The sequence below is a fragment of the Asprobacillus argus genome, from assembly GCF_032248395.1.
Classification (GTDB): Bacteria; Bacteroidota; Bacteroidia; order Flavobacteriales; family Flavobacteriaceae; genus Polaribacter; species Polaribacter argus.
Genome location: NZ_JAVTTO010000001.1, coordinates 554367 through 573008, shown reverse-complemented (window position 1 = coordinate 573008; position 18642 = coordinate 554367). Strand labels below are relative to the sequence as shown.

Below are 18642 nucleotides of genomic sequence, written 5' to 3'. Positions count from 1 at the left end.
AGATAGAAATGTTTAAGAATTATTTAAAAGTAGCACTTAGAAACCTGTTAAAGAACAAGGTGTATTCCTTGATCAATATTGCAGGGTTGGCTATCGGAATGACCGCTACGATCATGATCGGACTATGGATACATGATGAGTTGAGTTATAACGATCATTTCACTAACAAAGAAACCATTGCGCAAATTTACCAGCACGAGTCTGCCAATGGTATGGTAGATACAGGTCCAGCTATTCCTAGACCTTTAGAGTTTGCATTGAGAAAGGATCATGCAGATAACTTTAAGCATATCGTCATGTCTTCCTGGAATCAAACGAGATACCTAAGATATGGAGAGGTGAACTTGAATATGGAAGGAAACTTTATGCAAGAAGGCGCCTTGGATATGCTAGGAATTGAAGTTGTAAAAGGAGAAAAAGATGGGTTAAAGGACAAAAACGTTATCATGATCAATGAGTCCGTGGCAAAGGCACTTTTTAAAGACGAAGATCCCGTTGGGAAAATACTCAAAGTAAACAATCGATTCGATCTAAAAGTGACCGCAGTGTATAAGGACATTCCTACGAATAATAACTTTAACGATGTTCATTTTATTATCCCTTGGAAGTTTTATACTTCTTCGAGAAGCTGGGTTGAAAGAGCAAAAACATCATGGGGAAATAACTCTTTTCAAATGTTTGTTCAGATCAACGAAAACACTACTATGGATGCAGTGACAGCTAAGATTATTGATGTAAAAAAGAATGCCTCACCAAATGAAGCTGAATTCAATCCGCAAATGTTTCTATTTCCCATGAAGGATTGGCACTTACGTTCCGAATTTGAGAATGGTGTTCAAACAGGAGGAAGAATCGAAAACGTTTGGCTCTTTGGGATTATCGGAATCTTTGTACTCCTACTTGCCTGTATCAATTTTGTAAACTTAAGTACGGCAAGATCTGAAAAACGAGCTACTGAAGTAGGTATTCGAAAGTCCATCGGTTCCAGTCGTGGGCAATTGATCTCGCAGTTCTTGAGTGAGTCTTTTTTAATTGTTCTACTATCATTTGTTCTTTCTATTGGACTTGTTTTGTTATTCTTAAATGGGTTTAATGATTTGGCTAGTAAAACTATTGTATTCCCGTGGTCAGATGTTCAGTTTTGGCTGATATCTTTTGTGTTTATTATGATTACTTCATTCTTGGCAGGAAGTTACCCAGCCTTGTATTTATCGTCGTTCAATCCAGTAACAGTATTAAAAGGCACCTTTAAGACAGGGCGATATTCTGCATTACCCAGAAAGATCTTAGTAGTGATGCAGTTTACTGTTTCAGTGGCACTGATCATTGGAACGATGACGGTAATAGACCAAGTGGATCATGCAAAAAATAGACCTGTTGGATATGTCAAGGAAGGTTTGATTCAGATTCCAGTGATGAGTACAGAATTTATTGGTAAAGAAGATAGTATGAGGAGCCAGTTCATTGCGTCAGGAGGAGCTACGGAAATGGCAACTACGAGCAGTCCAACAACGAATGTATGGTCTAACAGAAGTGGATATACATGGGAAGGAAAACCTCCTGGATTTCAAGAAGATTTTGCCTTTACCTCAGTGTCCTATGAATTTACGGACGCTTTAGGGTTAAAAATTATAGAGGGTAGAGGTTTCTCTAGAGAATTCCCTTCGGATTCGTTGGCTGTTATTTTGAATAAAACTGCCGTAGATTATATGGGAATTAAGGACCCTATTGGGAAATATATTCGAGATTCTGATGTGGACGACCCGACCCCAGCACCCCCTTTAAAAATTATTGGAGTGATCGATGACATGATTATGCAATCTCCTTATAGTCCTGTAAAGCAATCTATGTATGCATTTGATAGAAATGGGAATGGAAACTTTTACAATATTAGATTGAATCCTGCGCAGAGTATAAAAGAAAACTTGAATGCTATTGAAAGAACTTTTAAAGCGAACTTTCCAAACTTACCATTCTCATATCAGTTTGTAGATGAGCAATATGGACGAAAATTTAGGTCGGAAGAACGTGTGGCGAACTTGTCTAAGGTATTCACCTTATTAGCCATTTTTATTAGCTGTTTAGGGCTCTTTGGTTTGGCTTCCTTTGTCGCAGAACAACGTGTGAAAGAAATAGGTGTTAGGAAAACCTTGGGTGCATCTGTGGGCCAATTATGGATGTTACTATCCAAAGATTTTATCAAATTGGTACTAATCTCTTTGATCATAGGATCTCCAATTGCCTATTATATGATGACACAATGGTTGCAAAAGTTCGCTTATAGAACCGATGTTTCCCTGGTCATCTTTGCCATTGCATGTTCAGGAGCTCTAGCCATTACATTGATCACAGTAAGCTTTCAAGCGATCAGATCGGCAACTACCAACCCTGTTGATTCTTTAAGAACGGAGTAAATTAGAAAAATAGTTGAAAAATGACACCAATACTATTAAATATAAAAGAAGCTTCAAGAGTTGTAAAATCTGGAGGAAGTCAAGTGAGCATCTTAGATGAGATCGACTTAACTGTGCATGAGGGTGAATTTATTTCCTTAATGGGACCATCAGGTTCTGGAAAATCCACGCTACTGAATTGCATCGGAATGCTGGATGCTTTTACTCAAGGAGAGTATACCTTTCTAGATCAGGATGTTCACAAAATGAAAGATAGAAATCGATCCAAGTTGTACAAAGAATATATGGGATTTGTTTTTCAAGCATATCATTTGATTGATGAGTTGACAGTTCAAGAAAATATAGAAACGCCGTTAATCTACAAGAAAGTAAAACCATCTGAGCGAAAAGCAATGGTTGCCGATATGTTGGACCGATTCAATATTGTAGGAAAAAAAGACTTGTTTCCGGAGCAATTGAGTGGAGGGCAGCAACAATTGGTTGGTATTGCCAGAGCCCTAGTAGCACATCCCAAACTTATTTTGGCAGACGAACCTACCGGAAACCTAAACTCGAAACAACGTAAGGAGATTATGGAACTTTTTTCTGAATTAAACAAAGAGGGAGTAACCATTATTCAAGCTACACATTCTGAAGAAAATGCATCCTATGGTTCTCGAATCGTGAACTTGTTGGACGGAAGAATAACTACTGATTAAAGAATGATCATGAGCATTAAGAATTTTGTTTACATACTTATTTTGATATCTAGCTCCTTGTGCACTGCACAAGACACACAGAAACGGTATACTTTAGAGGAATGCATTTCAATTGCTTTAAAAAACAACCTGGAACTTAGATCGTCGAAGATCAGAGAACAATCGGCTGTCATTAACCTTAAGCAATCCAAAGCCAACTTACTTCCTAGTATGAATGGAAGCTATAATATTGGGGTGAATAACGGGAGAAGTATCGACCCATTTACCAATGATTTTATCAACCAAAAACTGACATTTTCGAATGCAAATCTAAATCTAAATGCCGTTGTTTTTAACGGATTTCGATTGTTAAATAGCGTGAAGCAGCAAAAGATGAATGCCAAGGCTGCGAATATGGAAGTCGAACAAGAAAGGCAAAACCTGGTGTTATCTGTTACATTAGCTTATTTGCAAGTATTAAATAGTCGAGATGTATTACAGTTGAACAAGCAACGTTTGACGGCCACCAAAAATCAACTAAAGATTCAAAAAGATCTGTATGATGAAGGGCGATCCAATCCTGCAGATTATACAGATCTACTGGGTCAAAAAGCCATAGACGAAACCAGCATTTTGTCTTCGCAGATTGTATTGAACAATGCTAAACTAAGTCTAACAAGGTTGCTCAACTTTGATGGAGAAATAGATGTAGATGCCAATGTTGTCTTACTAAATCTAGGAAAATATAACCTCACATCACAGGAGGTATATCAACAGGCACTGAGTGGGCTAGCAACGTTTAAAGCGAGAGAACTACGCGTAGAAGCAGCTAAAAAGGGAATGAACGTAGCCAAAGCACAATACATTCCGGAAGTTTCCGTCTTTGGACAAGTCAATACCAATTATTCGAGTGCTGCAGAAACCTTTACACAAGTGGGAAGCTCTATTGTTGAAACGGGCGATTTTGTAACGATTAACAGTCAGAATATACCTGTACTTCGGGAACAAAACTCATTTAGTTCAAAACAAATTCCCTATTTAGATCAGTTTGAAAACAATTTGAATTCAGTGATGGGGGTGTCTGTCCGAATTCCATTGTTCAATGGCTTCAGAGCAAAGAATAATGTAGCCTTAGAAAAAGTGAAAGTAGAAGAATCCCTAGTAGCATTGGAAAGAACGCAAATAGAGATCAAAAACACGATCAAACAAGTGCATTTTGATATGGAAGCTGCTTTTGCCAGATATCAGAGTTTTCAAAAACAAGTTGAGGCTTTCGAAAGATCTTTTCGGGTAAACGAAACACGCTTTAACAGCGGAGTCTCGAATTTTTTGGCCTATATCACTAGTAAAAACAATTTAGAAAGCGCTAGGATAAACCTGTCAAACGCTAAGTATTCGTATGTGCTACGCGTAAAAGTATTGGAGTATTACAGAGGACAGACATTCTAATCTTTCGTGACTTCCACCAATTGCCCATCTTGATTGATTTCCCAAACATTTTTAATACCATTACCATTCCAATCATCAACAGCTGTAGCTCTGGCTACAAAAGCTGTTTTGGTTGCATTTAAGATTTCATAGGTATAATAAGCATTGCCGCCCTGTTCAGGTGTTTTTGGTGGAATAAAACTTATTTTATCCAATTCTCTGGAGTAACTATTATGCATAAAACGGTGGCTGCTTTGAAAACTTTCAATGGTTTTCAAATTCGTTTTTGCTTCTGTACTTTTTGCATTATTGATAACACCGGCAAAATTTGGCATTGCGATTAAGATAAGGATACCAATAATAACCAGTACGACCAGTAGTTCCTGTAAATTGTATGCGGGAATTTTCTTTCTTAAAATTTTCATAGCGTATACTATATGTTGTTGTTTTTCTGTGTCTATTTTTGGAATTTGTCACCCTAATAATGGGTAAGCTTTTTCATTTTAGACTACATATAAATATAATGTACTAAAATATGAATTTTTTTGTTATTTTTATAGATAATTTTTTGTTATGAAAAAACTGATCATTTTATGTGCATCCTTATGGCTATGTATGGGATGCGAAGCAATTCTAGAGGACGATATTTCAAATGAAAGTGTGGTGATTTTGGCACCTGCTGAAGGCGTACAACTTACGGTTGGAGACGCTACCTTTAGCTGGCAAACTTTAGAGAATGCTACGTCTTACACCATACAAGTAGCGACACCAGATTTTGCGAATGCCACGCAGATAGTAGTGAATACTAACACTGCCGATAATAGTGCAACTGCCACGTTAACTGCAGGAAGCTATCAATGGCGTGTTAGCGCGTCAAATTCAGAGTATACTACAGGATATACCACCATTAACTTTACTGTAAATTAAGAAAAAATGAAGCTACTGAAAAGATATATTGGGCTATGGCTATGCTGCTTCTTTATAAGCGCAAATGTACTGGCACAACAACCCAATACAAGAATACAACAACTTAGAACAAAATTAGATAGTTTACAGACAGCCATTCCTGGTTTGTTAAAAACAGTCGATCTTTCGATCACCAATACTACGATTCCCACTTTTTTAAGAGCAGTGGCAACTAGTAATAGTGTGAATATTAGTATAGATGGCTCATTAGAGAATGTGAAACTAACACAAAGCTTAAGTAACGCATCTTTAGAAGATGTGCTATTGCACTTATGTGATCAACATCAATTGACCATAGATGTGATTGGGAATATTCTGATGGTTAAAAGGTATAAAGCTCCATACGTGGCGCGCGAGATCCCCATTGAATATAATGCACAAACATCACTATTTTCTATCGATTTGCAGCAAGATTCCTTGCCAAAAGTATTGAAGAAGATTACCAGCAGAACAGGAAAGAATTTAGTATATTCTGTAGGCTTAGAAGGCAGGCGTCTATCAGGTTTTATTAAAGAAAAAACTTTTGATACAGCGGTTGATATCTTGGCACAAACCAATAACTTAAGAGTCAACAGAACAGCAGATGGCTTTTATGTATTTGAAAGTTTGGATGCTACTTTCGATCGGAATGAAAGACCGAGGCGTCCCAGAACCGCAAATTTTTACTTTAAAATAAAAGACACCATTAATCAACTCCTAGAGGTTGATTTTATAGATACACCCATTGAAGCCATTATTAACGATATTGGATTCGACCTAAAGATCAATATGGCAACTAGTAAGCCTTTGAAAAATATGGGAAAGACCTCTGTAAAATCGGATAGTATTTCTTTTGATATGTTATTATCAAAAGTACTGGAGGATACCAAATTTGGTTTCAAAAAACAAAACGGGATGTACTTCTTTGGAGATCGAAAGCAGTCTTCTATTCGTAATACTGTGATCATACCGTTAATGCATCGCTCTATTCAGATGATGATGGAACCTATTCAAAGCAATAGTAGTTTTCCTTCAGGAGCTACTGGTAACACGAATAATTTTGGGCAAAACAATACCTACGGAAACACAAACAATTTTAATAATAGAAATACAAATGCTTCTAGAAATACTACATCAAGAAGGTTTAATGGAGGGTCCAATAGACAACCGTTTTCGGATTTCCAAAATGATGCCGAAGCATTACTAAATATCATTCCTGAAAGTGTAAAAGATAGTTTAGCGATCAACGTAGATGTAGAACGAAATAGTTTTATTGTGAATGGAGATGCCATTCGCATTAATAAGTTCAAAGAGTTTTTAAAAGAGATTGATAAACCTGTTCCAGTAGTTTTGATAGAAGTGATGATCATTGAAGTGAACAAAACAGTCTCTTTTTCGGCAGGATTAGATCTCGGTATTGGAGAAAATCCTACTGCTGATAAAGGAACAATTTTAGATGGGACTGCTGGAACGAACTTAACGTTAGGAGCAAATAGTATCAATAATATTATTGGTGGACTCAGCGGTGTTCGAAGTGGAAATCTGGGACGCGTAGTTCCTAATTTCTATGCAAGAATTCAAGCATTAGAGACCAATGGTGATATTAAAATTAAATCGACTCCAAAGCTATCTACTTTAAATGGACATACAGCGCATTTAACCAATGGCGTTCGTTCTTATTATAGAATTGAACAAACGAATACGATTGGATCTCAAAATCCACAAGTGATCAATTCTGTTGAGTATATCCCAACAGATGCAAACCTTTCTATCAGTATAAAACCACTGGTATCTGGTGATGAAAATATTACACTTAGTATTAATGTCGGGCAATCGAGTTTTAATAGTGACCGAATAGCCGCAGATGCTCCTCCAGGAATAGATTCTAGAGAGTTTAGTTCTACGATCCGAGTAAAGGACAAGGATGTGATCATTTTGGGGGGACTAGAGTATAATGAAGATACAAAAACAGGCTCGGGAGTTCCGTTTCTAGCACGAATCCCAGTAATTAAGTATTTGTTTAGTAAACGAGTACGCACCAAATCGGATAGAAAACTTTCGGTATTGATAAAGCCAACGATTCTAAGGTAAATGATTCGGAAATTAGTCAAATATGGTGTTCACTATTGTGCTGTAGAACATGCAGACAATGACCAATTTTTCTTTTTAAAGTTAAAGAGGAAGAAAAAAGAATTGGTGCTTTCTAGCAAAGGAGAGGCAGTCAATTTTGATGAGCTTGTATCTAAAATACAAGGACAAAAACACCTGTTTTTAGTTGTTAACAATGAGCAGGTGTTGACTAAAAAAGTGGTCAATACACATACCACCGAAGAGCGTTTGGTAAAGGTAGCTTTTCCTAATATCGCACTCTCTGATTTTTACTATAAAGTATACACAAACGATCAGGAAGCTTTTGTGGCCATTAGCAGAAAGGAGTACGTTAATGGGATTATTGCAGACTATGAAAGACAAAAGATCTCTGTAGTCGATTTCTCATTAGGAAGCCTATCCTTAGAAAGATTAATAGACCTTATTGATTCAGAACGGATAGAGACCTCCAATGCTGAAGTCACCTCCAATGCCCTGGGAATTGCAAGCATAGAAAAGAAAACAGTTGCGGAAAAGATATATACGATCAATGATTTAGAAGTTTCTAATAAGCATGTATTACCCTTAGCAGGGGTTATAGATTATTATGCTGGAGGAGTAGGAGAGAGCAGAACTCAAAAACAATTACAGCAAGAATACATTCAAAAACGTTTTTTTAACCTTGGGTTTAAGCTTGTACTTGGCTTTTTGTTTGTGATACTACTGATCAATTTTTTGATCTTTAGCAGCTACCAAAGTAAAGATCAAAGGTATTCGGCCGAACTACAGGTGAATGAAGCAAAGAAAAAGGAGTTGACAGGATTAAAAGATTTGGTATTTAGAAAACGGAAGCTGGTAGAGAGCATTTCATCTTCTTCAAATTCTAAAGTTGCCTGGTATTTTAATGAAATATCGGCGTCTATACCAAGCTCTATATTATTGAAAAATATGGCTTATCAACCGGTAAATGGCGCCATAAAAGAAAATAAAAGAGTCCGTTTTAAGAATAAAACGATTGAGATAAGTGGAGTAAGCATTTATGATAAAGATTTTACCCAATGGGTCGCAACACTAGAAAAGAAAACCTGGATTGATGAGGTTGGGATTATTAATTACGGTCGTGGAAAGAAGACTAGATCTTCTTTCGATCTTATAATCACACTCAATGAATAGCAAACAAAGAAATATCGTTTTAGTGGTTGGGTTCATAATCATGCTCTTGATCTCTTATCGTTTTGCAATTAAAAGGACGTTGGATCTGGGTGTAAAGATTGAAAAGCTAGAAAAAGATAAAGCTTTGTTAGATAATGCGGAATCGCAAATTCAAGGTTTAAAACTAGAAGGGCAGTATTTAGATTCTATTTTACAATCGAATGATCTCTCTATAGAAAACACATTTCAGCAAACCTTATTAATAAAGGTTACTCAGTTCGTAGCAAAGCATAAACTAAAGTTGATTGCTTCTAATGAGCCACATTCTTTCGTTGCGGATGGGGCTAATTTATTGACTTATGAAGTAGAGGTACAGGGAAGCTTTAGAAACCTAATGTTGTTTGCAAACGATATGGAGCAACAGCGATTAGCAAAACTATCTTCCTTACAATTCGTAAAAAAAAGAAACTATAGAACCAGAAGAGATTACCTGGTATGCAAACTATTATTACAAAGATTTAGTAAATGATCCTATCTTTAAACATAGCAATTATTGGACTGTTGTTCTGGGTTTTTTATCAAGACCTGAAAGAACGAGAGGTAATGTTGCTTTTATTTCTGGGATTGTTGGTGTTGGGTGGTTTTTTACATAGTCAATTTCAAATATTAGAGCTATTTCTGATACATATTAGTATCAATGTAACAGTGGTTGGATGCATTTTATTGATCCTGTTTTTATATACGAAATGGATTATGAAGAAGCAATTGTTTGAAGCATTTGGTCTTGGGGATTTATTGTTCTTTTTAATACTGGCCGTAAGCTTTCCAGTGCCCACATTTTTAGTTGTATTTAGCAGCTCTTTAGTGTTTGCATATATAGTTTATATGGCAGTAAGACCATCTTTAAAAGAACAAACGATTCCGCTAGCAGGATTTCAGGCCTTGTTTGTATTATTGATCATGGTAAGCAACCTTATTTTTAATTTCACAGATCTATATCGAATATAATGGCGGATCAAATGACACATATAGAAACTAGGATCTTGCAGCTAATCAGTTCGGAACAAGCGTATCATTATAGGATTATTCCATTTAAAGAAGCCGAAGGGAAAGTCTATTTAAAAACGGATCAAGAAGATGTACAATCCTTAAGTTTGGAGTTACAGATCATGCTTGGAAAACCAGTAGAATTGTTGTCAGAGGAAAGCGCTGTTATAGAAAGTTATTTACAGAAGAACTATAGAAAGCGTGAGCGAAGTGTGGCCAGTAGCTCACTTAGTTATTCAGAAGATTTTTTATTGAATATTATTTATGAAGCCAAGGAGATTGGTAGTAGTGATATTCACTTTGAAGCTTTTGAAAAACAACATAGAGTACGATTCAGGATCGATGGGAAATTGATAGAGAAATATGTGATTGCATTAGATGAATACCCAAAGATTATTAATCGAATTAAGATCATGTCGGGCTTAGATATTTCTGAAAAACGACTGCCACAAGATGGAAGAATCAACCTAACTACAGAGGTAGAAGATTTTGATATTCGTGTATCATCCCTACCTACATTACATGGCGAGAAATTGGTACTGCGGATCCTGTCAAAAAATAACTTAACAGTACAACTAGAGAATCTAGGATTTACCGAGAAAGAATTGGAAACATATACCAGTTCTGTTAAGAAACCCAATGGGATTATTTTAATTTCTGGACCTACAGGTTCTGGTAAAACAACCACCCTGTATGCGACACTTAAGTTGTTGAATAAGAAAGACACAAATATTCTGACCATTGAGGATCCGATTGAATATACCTTGGAAGGAGTAAATCAAGTACAGTTACGAGAGAATATAGGCTTAGATTTTGCGAGTACATTACGAACATTCTTACGTCAAGATCCTGACATCATTATGGTGGGTGAGATTCGAGATGTAGAAACAGCCAATATGGCCATCAGAGCATCATTAACAGGGCATCTGGTGCTTTCCACGATTCATACCAATTCGGCCTGGGCAACCATTTCCAGATTGATAGACATGGGGATTCCACCGTTTTTGATTGCCAGCACCTTAAATGTAAGTGTTGCACAACGGTTGGTAAGAAAACTTTGTGATCACTGTAAAACAGAAGTACCGTTAGCGAAAGACTCTTTGCCAAAAGGATATGAAGCACCAGCGAATGTTCAAACTCATTACAAAGCAGAAGGTTGCTCACATTGTTATCAGACAGGGTACCGAGGAAGAAAGGCGATCTATGAGATTATTCCAATTACCAAAGAGTTGGTGCAAAAGATACAGGACAAAGAGCTAGAGGTACTACAGTATATCAAAGAACAAAAGATACACACATTACAATCGAATGCGATACAATTGGTTGCAGAAGGAATTACATCGATAGAAGAAATATACCCGCTATTACTTAGTTAAGTCATATGAAAAATAAGAACAGAACATACATCCTATTAGTTGCCGTTACCGCGGTGTGGGGAACTATAGGTTATAAACTCTATTCTAATATGAATCCGTCAACCGAGAAAGCTATGGTCATCGCAAATACGGATTTTAAACGAATTCAAACGTCAAAAGGAGAGCAAAGAACTATTCAACCAGATTACAGGGATCCTTTTTTAGGAAAGATCTACCGGAAAAAAGTACGACCCACAACGAAAAAGAAAACAATAAAGAAAGATCCGATCATATTTCCGCCTATTGAGTTTATAGGGATAATTTCAGGGAATACAAATTCCTTTATCATACAGATCAATGGTCAACAGGAAATTTTTAAAAAAGGACAAACACATCAAGGAGTTATGTTGCAAAAGGGAGATACAAAGAGCGTTATAATTAGGTATAAAGGAGCTTCAAAAACAATTACAAGAATGCAATGAAATGGGTCCAACGAAAAATAGAAGCTGCCTCCATACAATATGTACTTGTGATCTCTGTGATCATTATTATTGTACTGTCTGCTTTTGTTTCATTGCTCTATTTGCAAAAGAGGATTGCGCAAAAAAGCACCTTGTTTAAAGAAACGGTTAGTCATACCAATCAGGCATTTGACTATATAGCACAAGCGGCGATTCCTTACAATACGGTAACTGATCTTTCTTTTTCCGAATACCCTTCAGAAACCACTAAAGTTGAACGAACGCATTGGGGTATTTTTGACCTAATCTCTGTTACCGCTACCTTGAATAATGAGCAATTTCAAAAGATAGGAATTGTTGGAGGAAAGAGCACTCGACGAACCGCTATGTATTTACAAGACACGAATAAGCCCTTGGTATTGGTAGGAGATACTCAAATTAAGGGAAATGTGTTTTTACCAAGATTAAGCGTTAAGCCAGGGAGTATTGGGGGTACCTCGTATTATGGGTCCTCTTTGATCTATGGAAATACTGCGCAGAGCAGTACGTCGTTACCAGGTGTTCAGAATATTAAATTTTTGGGAGCGTTTATCAAGGATAAACCTTTTTCGGATTATGAAGAATTCGAACTGGAAGATGGCATACAACGACGAAGGTCTTTTGCTCAATCAACACAAGTACATATTAGTTTAGATAGCCTCTATTTGCAGAACATATCATTAAAAGGGAATATCATTGTTGCCTCAGAAGTAGCTATTACTGTGCATCCTTCTGCACTATTAGAACATGTTCTTTTAGTAGCTCCAAAAATAGTTGTATTACCCAAAACCAAAGGTACATTTCAGGCGCTGGCATCACAGGAGATTCAAGTAGCAGAACAATGTGATCTGGGGTATCCTTCAGCTTTGATCGTTGCTGAGTCCCGAAGCCAAAATCGAGGTAAAGATAAAGAAGCAATAAAGATTGGCGAGAATTCTCGATTGAAAGGAGTTGTGGTCTATGATACTGAGAAAAAGCCTTTTGATTATGATATACAAGTGAGTATAGGAGAAGGAACGGTGATCACCGGAGAAGTCTATTGCAAGAAAAATTTAGAATTGAAAGGAAGTGTAAAAGGGTCTGTTTTTACGGGTAATTTTATTGCACGCGAATATGGAAGTGTTTATGTGAATCATATTTATAATGGCTTAATTGACGGAGATGCAGTAACGGATCAGTTGAGTGGTTTATTTATGAACAGAACAACTATATCAGTAGCGAAATGGGTACACTAAAATGGAATTATAGAATAAAAGCATCCTCTTTGGTAGAAACCATTGTAGCGACGATCATTATTACGATCGTGTTTACGATTGCAACGGTGAGTGTAACGCGAATATTGAAACAATCTGTTGATAACAGCACACATTTTATAGATACAGAATTACAAAAATTAACCTATTTGCAGCGTAATGGGCTATTAAAAGTTCCAGATGTATTTGAAAAAGGCACCTGGGATATAGCAACAAAAAGAATTACAGAACAAGATATTTCTTTTATTGTCTTTACTGCAAAAAACAGACAGAATCAAAAAACAAGGATAAAAAAAATAGTAGAATGATACCCCAAAAAGTAAAGGCATTTACCTTAAGCGAATTGATGGTGGTACTGGTTGTTTCTAGTATTGTTGTTACGATTGCTTTTTTGGCACTGAGTTCTATACAAAAACAAGTAAGAAATATTCAGTACACCTATGAGAAACAGCAAGAGATTCAATACCTGGAACGTGTTTTATTTGGGGATTTGAATAGCTATGAAGGAATATATGATGATACTAAAAAGAAATTGTTTTTTGAAAACACTGAAGACTCCTTACAGTATCATTTTTTGAAGGACGTCGTTGTAAGGAATGGAGATACGATTCCCTTAAAATTGACCATGAAACAGTTGTACTTACATGGAGAGGAAGTAAAAAAGGGGGTTATAGACGCTATCGAATTGGAATTTTCAGATACGTTTTCCACGAACACAGTATTTGTGTATAAAAAAAATGACGCATCGCATTATATAGATACTAATGGCATTTAAATTAGAGAACATAGAAAAGCAGAAAGGGAGTACTTCTTTAACTTCTTCAGTAGATACGCTGCTGAAAAAGGAGATCACCCTATTTGGTCCATCCTTTTCGAATAAGAAAAAAGAAAGTTTCTATGTAGAGCTTGGTGTGCTGTTAAAAGCAGGACTTACCTTAAAAGATGCACTGGAGTTGATTGGAGAAGAGCAAAAGAAAAAAGCTGATAAAAACCTGATCAAAGAAATTTTGAATGAGTTGATCACAGGAAAGAATCTGTCGGATGCCACAAAAAAAAGAAAAGAGTTCTCTGAATATGAGACGTATTCTTTGCAAATAGGAGAGCGCACAGGGACCTTAGAACGTGTTTCGGATGAATTAGGGTTGTTTTACAAACGAAAAAATGAGCAACGAAGAACTATTATTAGCGCGTTGTCCTACCCGGTTATCGTATTACTAACGGCTTTTGGAGCCATTGTGTTTATGCTTCAGTTTGTGGTACCCATGTTCGAGGGGATCTTTAGGCAGAATAATATGGAATTACCTTGGTTGACCAAGGTAATTATTAAATTATCGAATGCATTTGGACAGTATTTTGGGATTGGTGTACTGGTACTTTTGGCGATGATTATCTTCTTTCAGTTTTCTAAGAAAAAAGAATGGTATCGAAAGGCAAAATCCTCTTTTTGGTTACGAGTTCCGTTTGTAGGAGAATTTATTAGGAAAGTAAAAATAGCGCAGTTTACACAAGCAATTAATTTATTAACCAGCGCTAAGATTCCTTTATTGAATGCAATTCAGCTTACCAGGCAAATGATTGATTATTATCCATTACAAAAAGCTTTGACTCAGGTAGAGCATGATATCTTACAAGGGAAAACGTTTTACGAAAGCGTAAAGGGGATTTCTATTTTTGATAAGAAGATGGGGTCTTTGATCAAAGTAGCAGAAGAGACCAACCAGAACGAAACGATCTTTAAAAGGTTGACGGATCAGTATAACGAAGAGATCGCCTATAAATCCAAAATGATCAGTGCCACCATAGAACCTTTTGTAGTATTGGTGCTTGGGTTGATCGTTGCAGTAGTATTGATAGCGATGTACTTACCGATGTTTAAAATGAGTTCGGTGATTGGTTAATTTTAGAAGAAATTAAAAAGCCTCAACATACGTTAAGGCTTTTGTTTGTCGGATGGATATTTTCTCCAATCAAATGTTGCTATTATTCTCGCTTTTACATTTCTCTAATCATTTGCTTAGTTTTTAGGAATTCATCTGCCATTTCTTCAAATTTTTCATGATAATTTTCAGGTATTGATGACAATGACAAAAGATGAGAAGATGCTGTAGTTCTTCCTCTTAGATGATATCTTTCGCTCTCGTTTATGGTTTTAAATCCGTATTGTCTGTAAAATCGTTCATGACCTTGGTCGCAATTAATGACAGCATGTTTTTCTCCAATACAAATCAAAACATACAAAACAACTCCGCATTCAATTAAAAATCTTGCTTTACTCAAGCCTTTTTCTCCCATTAACATTAACCTACTCGCTTCTGCCAATCCTTCTCCGCTTTTTTTCAATTTATCATAAAACGTTTTTACGGATTTGGGAATTTTTGGATGGTTAACGAATGGGAAATCGGGATAGTAAAATTTCTTCAACCCATTCTTGCTGTGGTCCCTCTCGTTAAATATGTTGTATTTTCTTCCGATGGAATAGACTTTAGAATTGTAAATTTCATCTTTATGCTCAACTACTCTCATAAATCCTGCGGGTTCATCATTGCAAAACAATCCAAAGTGCCTTGAATGCAAGTCATAAATATCGATGTCAATTTTATGGTCATTTTTCTGGAGAAAATTTCGCATAGAGCAATTGAAATAGGTACGATACCTTAGTTTCATAAATTTTTCTAATTCTTCTTTTTCTTCAATTTCTCTAAATTTAAATGTTTTCCGGTTTTCCATTTTTCTTTGTTTTAGTTGTAGCGAACAGGTAAACTCAAGTCAATGAAGGAGAGGACAACATAATCGTGTAAGCGTATTTGAAGGATTCGGGAGTCATCGTTTCACCCCAGTATCTCATGTCAAACTAACTAGCTGATTTCCTCTTTATAAAGTATATTAACTTCAGTATATTCGCCTTTTTCTTTGTATTTTGGTTTCGTTGCATTTCTTTTTCCAATTTTTTGGTTTGTTCTATTCCTTTATTTATTATAATTCTCTTTCTAAGGAGAGGTATTTCAACATACCTTGTATAGCAAAAAGAACATCTGAGTCTTTTGCTTTTTGGTAATATTATTTTGTGTATGCGTTTTCTGGGGGTCCTTTGTACTGTTCTTTGCTCACAATTTTGGCAATCTTCCATAATTAGGTATATAAGTATATAGGGGGTATTCACTAAGTAAGTATATAGGGGGTATACAATTAAGTAAGTATGAGGGGTAAGTTTAACTAAGTTCTAGAGTAACAAGTACTCTAACAAGACATTACAGAAACGATACTTTTATTACTCTAGAACTACTAAATAGTGGTCTCCATTTTAAAATCCATCTCCCGGTGACTCTGGACTCGCAGCCTGTGCCTTTTTAGGGTTTAACAGTATATAGGTGCCCACAGCAGTTAACGCTGCGTATTTTCCGTAATTCCCAATTTTTTTCAGTGCTTCTTTTCTCGAAATATCTTGTTCAAATTGGTTTTCTTTTACTTGACCATTCATAATATTATATTTTTGTTTCTCTATTCTAAAATTATTTTCTTCTGTAAGCTGTTTCCTGATGCTGTTTTTAGGTGCACGATATATACCCCTGATTTTATTGCTCCAGGTAGGTTAATATCATTTACTGACGCTCCGTTAAAAGAGGTGCTAAATACTTGCTGCCCTAAAACAGAATACATTTTTAAAGCAGCTTGTTCGTTTGGCAGCCCTGAAACATGCAGGTTTCTTGGCGTTGTTGTATACATGCTGATGCTTTGAGGAACCAAGTTTTCCGCAGAAAGCGTGCTCATAGTGTTTACATGCAAGTAAAAACGTCCAATGCCACTATAGTCTTCATTAAGAGTTATTGTATACACATCACTGTCTTCATCTAACACCGTATATGTTTCGGCAACTCTATCTTCTAAGATCACGCTCAATCCATTCGGAATATTTATCGCCACAGTGCTAAAGGTAATTTCCATACCTGATGTAGCATTTACTCCAACTGGAATAATCATCGTCTCAAAACCACTGTCTGGCAATGATTGAATTCCTAAATTCTCTCCTTCATTGTCTGATACTAATTGTGTATAAATCGCAAAGGAATGATCTCCGCCTCCAAACATGCTACTGTCGTATCCGTTATCCCAACTTGTTGTTGTTCCAGCGATATAAAAGACTTCTGTTTCTTTGGTTTGACTGCCATCTGTTATGCTTAGCTTTATTTCAGGTCGTACATTCGCATTTCTCTGGAAATTATCCGCCTGATGGCTCTGCATTGCCTCTGTAAAGTTGAACGTATTACTTCCGTTAGAACTCACAAAGAACCCTTGTGCGGGAGCAATGTATCTTGCTCCTGAAGCCTGATTGATAGGCTGGTATGCACTGGTTCCTTCATTCCAAAACCATACGGTTTGTTCAGTTAAATCTGATGAGTTGATCGTTAATACATTGTTGGTCCCATCTGCATTGGTATTTGCTGGTATAAATGATGGGTATGGATTACCAACTAAGTTAAATCCATTGGTATTAGATGTGATAGCTATACCTACATCAGAGACCGGCATAGCTCCTGTAAAGGCAATATCGCCAGTGGCTGCTAATTTTATACTTCTTCCTTCTCCTTGGGTAAAGTTTCCTGAACCTGAAGCGCCATCTTGGTAATACACCCAACCTGGTGTACTATTGTTATAGGTTGCTAAACCTCTATTGTTCACACTTCCTGCTGCTAATCCTTCTGCTCCAGCAAATACATCTATGTCTTGATTTGTAACTGGAGACGATACTAAATACCAATTCGTGGTTGCTAAGCTTCTGTTATAGGTAATATTTCCAGAAACCGATGTTTTCGCAATCAACGAAGCGCCCGAGTTTACAACAATGGTACTGTTATTGGTTACTGCTCCATTTACTGTTAGTTTTGCTCCTGCGTTCAATGTCATCCCATCAACACTAATCGCTCCTGCTGCTACAGGATCATTCGCTACATCAGAAATAGTAACACTTGTTGTTCCTGTAGGCACAGAACCTAAAGACCAGTTCGTTGTGGTGTCCCAATCTGTATCAGTAGTTCCTGTCCAGTTATTGACCAATTTTGAACCAGATGAATCATATGTATCATCGGTTAAATTAGTTCCTCCTGCACCAGGTGCTGTTGGTCCCGCTGTAAATGTTAAATTATCAGAAAGTCCCGCATCAAAAGTGATCATAGGGTCTTGTGTATTGTCTGTATATTCTAATATTAGATGAAACAGTAGCCTTGGAGATCCTGCCACGGTCACATTTGTGCTAATTTGGTCGCTACCTTGTCCTTGCGTCCAGGCTATAGATAACTTGGAAGATGTATTGTCGGCATAAATAGGCTGATTATATACATTTAGAATAGATACAAACAGTTCATCCAAAATATAAGAACCTGCTAAATAAGGACCGGTAGCTCCATTTGCAGGATGGGCATTCGTTAATTTTCCTGACCCAAAAACACTGCTACCAAATGCAGCTGTATTATAGTCGATATAAAATTGCCCTATTCCCATTTTGAAATCAGTATCTGTACTAATCAAAACATCTACTTCGTAGTGTGTCGTTCCAGCTCCTCCACTACCATCGGTCATCTTTGCGTTGGCAAAAGAATAGGTAATGGTCTGTGCTAATACACTTCCGCTTAATAGAAAGAACACCAACATCCAGAAGAATGTCCCAATCTTTCCAAATCTTTTCTCGTAATTTTTCATCATATTATTTTGAAGGTTATTATTTAATAAAAACGTATTTAGTATATCCTCTTTTTTCCTTGATTTTCCATCATGTTATGATATTCTCT

The 18642-nt window shown here is 36.6% G+C and carries 18 protein-coding genes; 14 read left to right on the top strand and 4 right to left on the bottom strand.

Translation table 11 applies throughout. The features are described from left to right. Positions 1 to 8: 8 nt before the first annotated feature. The 3 genes from RQM59_RS02550 to RQM59_RS02540 are packed head-to-tail and all read left to right on the top strand — an operon-like array spanning position 9 to position 4540. Positions 9 to 2414, top strand: coding sequence for an ABC transporter permease (locus RQM59_RS02550; protein WP_349240490.1), 2406 nt, complete (start codon positions 9 to 11; stop codon positions 2412 to 2414). A gap of 20 nt (positions 2415 to 2434) precedes the next feature. Then, positions 2435 to 3112 (top strand): ABC transporter ATP-binding protein, encoded by a 678-nt coding sequence (locus tag RQM59_RS02545; RefSeq protein WP_349240489.1) that lies wholly within the window; start codon positions 2435 to 2437, stop codon positions 3110 to 3112. Between the two features lie 9 nt (positions 3113 to 3121). Then, positions 3122 to 4540 carry a TolC family protein gene (locus RQM59_RS02540; RefSeq protein ID WP_349240488.1) on the top strand — a complete coding sequence of 473 codons (1419 nt, stop codon included), beginning with the start codon at positions 3122 to 3124 and terminating at the stop codon, positions 4538 to 4540. Here RQM59_RS02540 and RQM59_RS02535 read toward each other — a convergent pair. Beyond that, complete coding sequence (locus RQM59_RS02535; RefSeq protein WP_349240487.1) at positions 4537 to 4944, bottom strand: type IV pilin protein; 408 nt, start codon at positions 4942 to 4944, stop codon at positions 4537 to 4539. The genes RQM59_RS02540 and RQM59_RS02535 overlap by 4 nt on opposite strands. A gap of 148 nt (positions 4945 to 5092) precedes the next feature. Between RQM59_RS02535 and RQM59_RS02530 the strand changes: the two genes are divergently transcribed. Genes RQM59_RS02530 through RQM59_RS02480 form a run of 11 tightly spaced genes read left to right on the top strand, consistent with a single transcriptional unit; the run spans position 5093 to position 14757 of the window. Next, complete coding sequence (locus tag RQM59_RS02530) at positions 5093 to 5446, top strand: hypothetical protein (RefSeq protein WP_349240486.1); 354 nt, start codon at positions 5093 to 5095, stop codon at positions 5444 to 5446. Positions 5447 to 5452: 6 nt separating this feature from the next. Next, positions 5453 to 7555 carry a type II secretion system protein GspD gene (locus tag RQM59_RS02525; RefSeq protein WP_349240485.1) on the top strand — a complete coding sequence of 701 codons (2103 nt, stop codon included), beginning with the start codon at positions 5453 to 5455 and terminating at the stop codon, positions 7553 to 7555. Next, complete coding sequence (locus RQM59_RS02520) at positions 7556 to 8725, top strand: hypothetical protein (protein ID WP_349240484.1); 1170 nt, start codon at positions 7556 to 7558, stop codon at positions 8723 to 8725. Continuing rightward, positions 8718 to 9233, top strand: coding sequence for a hypothetical protein (locus tag RQM59_RS02515; RefSeq protein ID WP_349240483.1), 516 nt, complete (start codon positions 8718 to 8720; stop codon positions 9231 to 9233). The genes RQM59_RS02520 and RQM59_RS02515 overlap by 8 nt, the downstream gene beginning before the upstream one ends. Continuing rightward, positions 9230 to 9712 (top strand): prepilin peptidase, encoded by a 483-nt coding sequence (locus RQM59_RS02510; RefSeq protein ID WP_349240482.1) that lies wholly within the window; start codon positions 9230 to 9232, stop codon positions 9710 to 9712. Before RQM59_RS02515 ends, RQM59_RS02510 begins: the two co-directional genes overlap by 4 nt. Continuing rightward, positions 9712 to 11127, top strand: coding sequence for a GspE/PulE family protein (locus RQM59_RS02505; protein ID WP_349240481.1), 1416 nt, complete (start codon positions 9712 to 9714; stop codon positions 11125 to 11127). Before RQM59_RS02510 ends, RQM59_RS02505 begins: the two co-directional genes overlap by 1 nt. A gap of 5 nt (positions 11128 to 11132) precedes the next feature. Next, entirely contained in the window at positions 11133 to 11588 is a 456-nt protein-coding gene (locus RQM59_RS02500) for a hypothetical protein (RefSeq protein ID WP_349240480.1), read from the top strand. Further along, a complete protein-coding gene (locus RQM59_RS02495) occupies positions 11585 to 12841 on the top strand; it encodes a bactofilin family protein (protein WP_349240479.1) in 1257 nt (418 codons plus the stop codon). Before RQM59_RS02500 ends, RQM59_RS02495 begins: the two co-directional genes overlap by 4 nt. Then, complete coding sequence (locus tag RQM59_RS02490) at positions 12829 to 13167, top strand: hypothetical protein (protein ID WP_349240478.1); 339 nt, start codon at positions 12829 to 12831, stop codon at positions 13165 to 13167. The genes RQM59_RS02495 and RQM59_RS02490 overlap by 13 nt, the downstream gene beginning before the upstream one ends. After that, positions 13164 to 13634, top strand: coding sequence for a prepilin-type N-terminal cleavage/methylation domain-containing protein (locus tag RQM59_RS02485; protein ID WP_349240477.1), 471 nt, complete (start codon positions 13164 to 13166; stop codon positions 13632 to 13634). Before RQM59_RS02490 ends, RQM59_RS02485 begins: the two co-directional genes overlap by 4 nt. Next, a complete protein-coding gene (locus tag RQM59_RS02480; RefSeq protein WP_349240476.1) occupies positions 13624 to 14757 on the top strand; it encodes a type II secretion system F family protein in 1134 nt (377 codons plus the stop codon). The genes RQM59_RS02485 and RQM59_RS02480 overlap by 11 nt, the downstream gene beginning before the upstream one ends. Positions 14758 to 14851: 94 nt before the next feature. On the opposite strand, the gene RQM59_RS02475 is transcribed toward RQM59_RS02480, so the two are convergent. From RQM59_RS02475 to RQM59_RS02465, 3 genes are all read right to left on the bottom strand, one after another. Beyond that, positions 14852 to 15586 carry a GNAT family N-acyltransferase gene (locus tag RQM59_RS02475; RefSeq protein WP_349240475.1) on the bottom strand — a complete coding sequence of 245 codons (735 nt, stop codon included), beginning with the start codon at positions 15584 to 15586 and terminating at the stop codon, positions 14852 to 14854. A gap of 574 nt (positions 15587 to 16160) precedes the next feature. Further along, a complete protein-coding gene (locus tag RQM59_RS02470; RefSeq protein WP_349240474.1) occupies positions 16161 to 16337 on the bottom strand; it encodes a hypothetical protein in 177 nt (58 codons plus the stop codon). A 20-nt stretch (positions 16338 to 16357) separates the two neighbouring features. Next, a complete protein-coding gene (locus RQM59_RS02465; protein ID WP_349240473.1) occupies positions 16358 to 18556 on the bottom strand; it encodes a DUF8693 domain-containing protein in 2199 nt (732 codons plus the stop codon). Positions 18557 to 18642: the final 86 nt, after the last annotated feature.